General features: G+C 35.6%; 8 protein-coding genes. 1 reads left to right on the top strand and 7 read right to left on the bottom strand.

Annotated features, from left to right (window positions below; genetic code table 11):
• Positions 1–307 precede the first annotated feature (307 nt).
• The 3 genes from CD003_RS21390 to CD003_RS21380 form a co-directional block, all read right to left on the bottom strand.
• Entirely contained in the window at positions 308–1,786 is a 1,479-nt protein-coding gene (locus CD003_RS21390; RefSeq protein WP_096203296.1) for a hypothetical protein, read from the bottom strand.
• A gap of 72 nt (positions 1,787–1,858) precedes the next feature.
• Entirely contained in the window at positions 1,859–2,641 is a 783-nt protein-coding gene (locus CD003_RS21385) for a creatininase family protein (RefSeq protein ID WP_096203295.1), read from the bottom strand.
• A 163-nt stretch (positions 2,642–2,804) separates the two neighbouring features.
• Positions 2,805–3,095, bottom strand: coding sequence for a 2Fe-2S iron-sulfur cluster-binding protein (locus CD003_RS21380; protein ID WP_096203294.1), 291 nt, complete (start codon positions 3,093–3,095; stop codon positions 2,805–2,807).
• A 248-nt stretch (positions 3,096–3,343) separates the two neighbouring features.
• On the opposite strand from CD003_RS21380, the gene CD003_RS21375 reads away from it, so the two are divergent.
• Positions 3,344–3,664 (top strand): hypothetical protein, encoded by a 321-nt coding sequence (locus tag CD003_RS21375; RefSeq protein WP_096203293.1) that lies wholly within the window; start codon positions 3,344–3,346, stop codon positions 3,662–3,664.
• 298 nt (positions 3,665–3,962) lie between these two features.
• Here the strand turns inward: CD003_RS21375 and CD003_RS21370 are convergent, their stop codons facing one another.
• The 4 genes from CD003_RS21370 to CD003_RS21355 all read right to left on the bottom strand — a co-directional run.
• Complete coding sequence (locus CD003_RS21370) at positions 3,963–4,433, bottom strand: RidA family protein (protein ID WP_096203292.1); 471 nt, start codon at positions 4,431–4,433, stop codon at positions 3,963–3,965.
• Between the two features lie 33 nt (positions 4,434–4,466).
• The gene (locus CD003_RS21365; RefSeq protein ID WP_096203291.1) at positions 4,467–4,652 is read right to left on the bottom strand and encodes a hypothetical protein; all 186 of its coding nucleotides are present in this window, start codon (positions 4,650–4,652) and stop codon (positions 4,467–4,469) included.
• A gap of 290 nt (positions 4,653–4,942) precedes the next feature.
• On the bottom strand, positions 4,943–5,620 hold the full coding sequence (locus tag CD003_RS21360) for a GntR family transcriptional regulator (protein ID WP_096203290.1): 678 nt from the start codon (positions 5,618–5,620) through the stop codon (positions 4,943–4,945).
• Between the two features lie 299 nt (positions 5,621–5,919).
• On the bottom strand, positions 5,920–6,464 hold a 545-nt coding region (locus CD003_RS21355; RefSeq protein WP_096203289.1), incomplete at its 5' end, for a TenA family transcriptional regulator.

Raw genomic sequence — 6,464 nt, 5'->3', positions numbered from 1 at the left:
TTGCAAAATGCGCTCTTGTTAATTTCCCAGTCGCCCATGCTACTGTAAAAGGTGCTGCCTCACTGTGATTTCCTTTAATTGCTTCCTCTAATTCTTTTCTGAACTCTTCACGAGATAATAATTCTGTCATTTGTATTTCCTCCTCAGATTTATACGTTTTTTTATTTGGTATCCTTTCAAAACTAGTTTAGTATTTTGTGTTTTGTATTTGGTATACCATTTGAACTTAAACTAATCTTAAAACAAGATTAGTACTATGTCAACAGTATTTTATAAATTTTCTAAACATTTGATATTAATAGATATTTTAGAGTAAAAGGATAGCAACAATACTTGCTACGAACAGTCCTATCATAACTGGAAGAAAGTTACGCCTTACAATGTCTGCTGGTTTTACCCCTGCAATCCCAGCATCTGCTACTACACCAAATGCCCATGCTGCTAATGTACCACCACCTGCAAAAATAGCTGCAACTTGACCTAGTGCTGCTAATACTGCAATATCAACACCTGCTGCTCCACCAAGTCCCGCAGATAATGCACCTACTAGCGGTAACCCTGAGAACCCTGAACCATCCATACCAGATAAAATAGCGATAACTACCATACCGAAAGTCAATGTAATCGTATTACCATCAATATATTGTGCCATTGATGAGCCTAAATCAAATAGAAATCCTGGAGCTCCTTCTCCTAATACCGTTTCCGCATGTCCAGGATGTCCTAGTAGGAAGAATGCAGCAATTGGAATAACCGGAGCAAAGATTTTAATAGCAAAGAAGAAACCTTCTCGTAAATGACTAACAATTCCCTCGATTGCTTTGTTTCCTTCATTTAATATAGATGAAATAATTAGTAGAACTACAGCGGTACCACCTAATAATGATGTTGCTGCTCCACCTCGAATTGCATTATCTGGGTCGAAAAATGAGCGATAAATCATTAGAGAGACAATAACAAGTAATGTAACCGGTACGAGTATCGATAAGAAACGTGCGTATTTCCCATGCTGAAAGCTTGCTTCCTCAGCTGTAGCAGCAATTTCTTCTTTATTACCTTTATTTGTAAGCGCTTTCTTATCTTGATCTAATATTGTACTGCTTGCATCACTTGTTAGGATGCCCCTCTTCATATCTCGACGGATAGTATAAAAAGAAATTGAGATAGCAATACCACCTACAAGTAATGAAAATAATGCAGTATATGGCAAGATTGCTGAAGAGTCCACACCAGCTGCAGCTGAAGTTAATCTTGTTGCTCCTTGTATAACTAAGTCACCTGATAGAGCCATACCATGTCCAAATAAGTTTAATGAAACAGCTGCTGCTAATGCTGGTAAACCTACTTTCATAGCCACTGGTATAAGCACAGTACCTACTAAAGCAACAGCAGGCGTTGGCCAAAAGAATGTAGCTGCTACATACATTGTGCCCCCTAGTATAAAGAATGCACTTGATGGGTTAACCATTAACTTTTTCATTGGTTGAATCATTAAGACGTCTGCTCCTTGTGATTGCAATGACTTTAACATTGCAACCATTAAAGCAATAACAAGCATAATATCAAATAATTCTACACCAGCATTCAAAAATCCACCGAAGACAACTTGAGAACCACCGATTACCGTGTTTATAGGACCATTTCCAGCACTGAAAATTAATCCTAAAACAAAAATACCAAGGATCGAAGGGAGTACAACATCACGCCTGAGTATCATAAATGTAAAAATCACTAGGATCACAGCTAAGAATATCCAGTGTGATGCCATTAACGTTACTTCTTCCATATGCCAAGAACCTCCTAAAAGCTAAACGGTTTAATTGAACCGTCAGCTCTGTTATTTGTCCCTTACAATAAATTAAGTATTCTGAAAGTTATTAATGGTATTTTCCTGCTCGATAATCAGTCGAACCGACTCACTTAAACGTGTTAACGCTTCTTCTACGATTTCTTTACCTATCTCTTCACTAGCTTTTGTCGCATCACCAATACATCCATTTCGGGTCATTTCTTCATATGCATAGAACCCTTGTAATGGCTTGCCAGGTCGAAGCATCTTCCACCTTCCTTCCTCCTGAATATCTCCTTTTGTAAGTAAGTTTCTTCTTACAATGTGTGGAGCTAAATATAAAGCTTCAGAAACCTCTCTTTCACAGCTATGGCCAAACAATGGTGAATCAATATTACGTGTCATCGCTTCTTTTGCTGAAGCTGTGGTTTTAGCAAAGTAAACTTGTACATCTAATTCTTGAGATAAAGTTGTACTTGCAACACTTAATGTTGATTGATTTCCGCCATGAGCATTTAATAATAAGAAGCGTTTAATGCCATGGTGTTTTAAAGACTCGATCATATCTCTTAAAATTGCTTGTAATGTACTAGGTTTAAGAGTTATGGTTCCTGGGAAGTTTAAGTGATGTGGTGAAATCCCCATATTAATCGTAGGGGTTACTAATGCGTGAGGAAAAAGTCTTTCAGCAAGTCGATTAGACATTTCAGTTGCTAATACGGAATCACAGCTTTCTGCCATATGAGGACCATGTTGTTCCTGAGCACCAATTGGTATAATAGCAATTTCAACAGTCTCTAATGCCCTTTCTACTTCTTCCCATGTCATATCGGTTAATAGATATGCATTCATCTGAGTTCCCTCCTTTCAATTGGTATACTGTATACTGTTATACTAACGAACTATCTTTCATTTGAAAACTAGTTCGGAATAAAACCTGACACTGTTTCTACTGTCGTAATAAACGAAACTTATTGTATACAGTCTTTTGTATACCATAGAACTTTATAAAAAATTACTTTTGTTCTAATTCAATATCGTCTGAAATAGTCAATTGACACGTTAAACGGTAGCCTTCTTTCAATTTATCACCTAGCATCTTTTCTTCCTTCCAGTTCGGAGGGTTCAGCTTTTCAGCTCCATTTACAATGATAGTAGCACATTTTGTACACTTCCCCATACCACAGCCATAAGATAAATGCGGATGTGGAAATTGCTTGATTCCCGCTAGAACAACTAGATTAGCATCCTGTTTTACATCTCCTTCAAAAATGTCATCATGTTTATGAAGCTTTACATGTGGCATATTATCACCTCTCTATTTAATATTTTATTTGTACTATAAAAATAGTATAAAGTATGTTTACACACTAAATCAATTGTTAATTTCAATTTTCTGAAACTTTTTAAAATTTCTAATTAATGTATTGACTATTGTTGTTTTGTTCTTTACACTATTATTATATGGTATACAAAATACAATATGATGCATGATTTCTTACCTCTTACTATTTAAGTAAGTTTACAAAACTATTTCTTAAGGAGTGAATGTAAATGGCAAAGTATATTGTTTTAACAAATAGGGATGAGTACCAAACATCATTAAATAATGAGGGTCTTAGATTAATTGAAACGTACGAGTATTATTTCTTTAACCAACTAAGAGCTAAGTACACAGTTGCTGAAGTAATTGGTGATGATATTAAAATTACATTAACAGAAGAAAAGAACGGCGTAACATATGTGAACCATATTCCTATTAAGTTCTTTGAAGGCTATGACTCTGTAGAAGCTGCACGAGAAGAACTAGAAGAATTATCAGGACCGAACTCAGATGACTCAAGATTAGAACGTATTGCTATTGCCCACGCTTAACTAAGCGTGGTTTTTTTTTATTAGAAATAGTCTGTTTACCTAATAGGCAATAAGTGAAGCCATCTTCCGTTTAAAACAAAAAAAAAGAATGTTGCATTGCAACGATTCTGCTGAAAAAGTCCAAGATAGTTACCTCAAGAAGTGGTAATGGCTCCGCACGTTGCGCGCTTGCTACGAGAAAACCACTCGTAGCAAGCTTTTAAAAAGAGGCAACGGCTTCGCACATTACATAGAGCCTGCGGAAAATAGTGAAAAACACACTTTTTCAGCAGGCTCAAATGCAACATCCTCTACCATTTTATTTTAATTCTACAATCATTTCCGTTTCCACTGATGCTGTTCCTGGGAGTGAGTTAACTCCTACAGCACACCGAGCATGTTTGCCCCTTTCTCCATATACATCTATTAGAAGATCTGAAGCTCCATTTATTACCTTAGGTATTTCTCCAAAGTTAGCATGGCAATTGACATAACCAACTAGTTTAATAATATTATTCACGCTATTAAGATCACCTGTCATTGACTTAATGACGGCTAAATGATTAATTGCACAAATTTTTGCTGCTTCATAGCCTTCTTCTACAGAAATATGCTCACCGACTTTTCCTTTGTAAGGAATAGCTCCGTCCCATTTACACGTAACGCCGCTAATATATAATAGATTTCCGTACTGCTTTGCCAATAAATAATTTCCAGATTGCTTTGGTAGTTCAGGGATTTTAATATTTAACTGGTCAATTCTTTTCTCAACATCCTCAACTATAATCATAGTTTCGTTTCCCCTCCGGTTTCTAAACCAAAGTTAATTTGCTATCTGTTTTGGTGCCATTACTTTACTAAATCGTTTACCAGCTTTATAGTAGTAAACCTCAAATGAAGCTCTTCTCTTACAAATTAAACAACCTGCTTCGTGATCAACCTTTTTCACATGCGGAACACGTAGCATTTTTACACCTTCAGAAACATGACTTTGACAAACATAAATCATTTCAATTCCCCCTAAAAATAGTCATCAGTACTCATTTACTCTGGTTAATGTTTTCCTCGGTTCATGTAGAATAGTAATCATACTTATCTCTATTGGTATACAATATACCACAGCCGCAATGATTACTCAATATATATTTTTAGAAAATTCAATAAAAATGGAAGGCGTAAAAACTAGTGCAATTAATTGAGTGCATTTTATTAAAGTGACAACGGCTTCGCTGATAACTAAAAGGGTACTAAAAAAGTGTAGGTTTCACTTTTTTAGTACCCTTTTTAGAAATCTTATATCTATACTTTTTCTTTTTTGTTTGCTTTAATCGAGTCAATAAACGCTTTTTTCGAATTTTCAATGTGAATTTTAGTTAAGTTCTCTGCCATCTCTACCTCTTGGTTTCTTACAGCTTTTAGAACGTGCAAATGCTCTCTCATTGATTCTTCCATTCGCCCTTCCATTTTATGACCGATATTAGCAAAGGCACGTATATAGTCAATTAAATCTACTAACATCTCATACAATTTCGGACTCTTTGCTGCTTGATAAAGAACATGACTTATCTCGATATGAAGTTTTGATATATCATAGTCGTCTTTGCCATCAAGAACTGCTTGAATTTTATAAATCCATTTATCGAATTCCTTTTGTGTACTTTCACTCATTTTTTGCGCTGCTAATTTAGCTACTAGAACTTCTAACGAAGATAGAATAGTAAAAACTTCGATAATATCCTCTGTTGATATTTTGGAAACAACGACTCCTTTACGCGGAACTGTTTCCACAAAACCTTGTGATTCTAACCTAAACAATGCTTCTCTAATTGGTGTTCTACTAATATTCAGCTTTTCTGCTAGTTCTCGTTCAATTAACCGGTCTCCAGCCTTAAATTCACCTTCTAGTATTAAATTTTTTAAATAACGATATGCCCGTTCCCGAATAGGTATCATTTCTTCCTGCGACCAAACATCCATCTAAAATCCCTCCCCGTACATTGTATACAAAGTAAACTTAGTATAAACGATTAGTAATCTTTACCACAACAATTAGTACTATATCTAAGATGAATCTGACGTATGTCATTACCTATCTATGTTTACTAACAAATAAGATGCTTAAACAAATTATACCACTTAGTGTATCCCTATCACAAATAAACATCTTTAATTTTGCTTTAAAAAATAGATAATTTGTATGATTGAAACTTAATTTTAAATAGAAAAAAGAGCAACCCAGTAAGAGAAGGGTTGCCCTTTTATCTATGACAAACTTATTATACGCTTACTTCTAGATCCTCTTTTAAATAAGCTTGGTATAAGCCATCCATATACATGCGACGCATATCTGCTCCTTCACGTACGATTTCTAGACAACGTTGTTGAAGCTCTGGAGTATCTGCGTATTCTAGTACAATTTTGTATCCACGCTCTCCGTGAATTTCATCAGATACGATGTGTAAATCGAAGAATTCAATTTCCTCATCTGTGAATCCATATTGCTCACGTAGAATTGGAGTTTGCTTACGATAGATTGCTGGTACTTGTGATTCAAGACCTACTACTAATGCAGCTGTCGCAACAACAAAATTCTCACGCATCGCTACTGCATAGCACCAGCTTTGTAATGCTCTTGTAGTTGCAACCATGTTTTTTGGATCTTCTACACGCTCTTTTGTTGTTCCACAAACTTCAGCGAAACGGATTAATAAATCAGTGTGACGGTCACCAGCAAGCTCTTCCTCATACATGTTTTGTAAGATAAAGTCCTTTGCATCTGTACATCTTTCAGGAGTTTTCGCATACATGTAAGCTAAGTAAT

It is taken from the genome of Bacillus sp. FJAT-45350 (genome assembly GCF_002335805.1).
Classification (GTDB): Bacteria; Bacillota; Bacilli; order Bacillales; family NISU01; genus FJAT-45350.
Note: the sequence above shows the minus strand (reverse complement) of the source record. Positions and strands in the feature narration are given on the sequence as shown.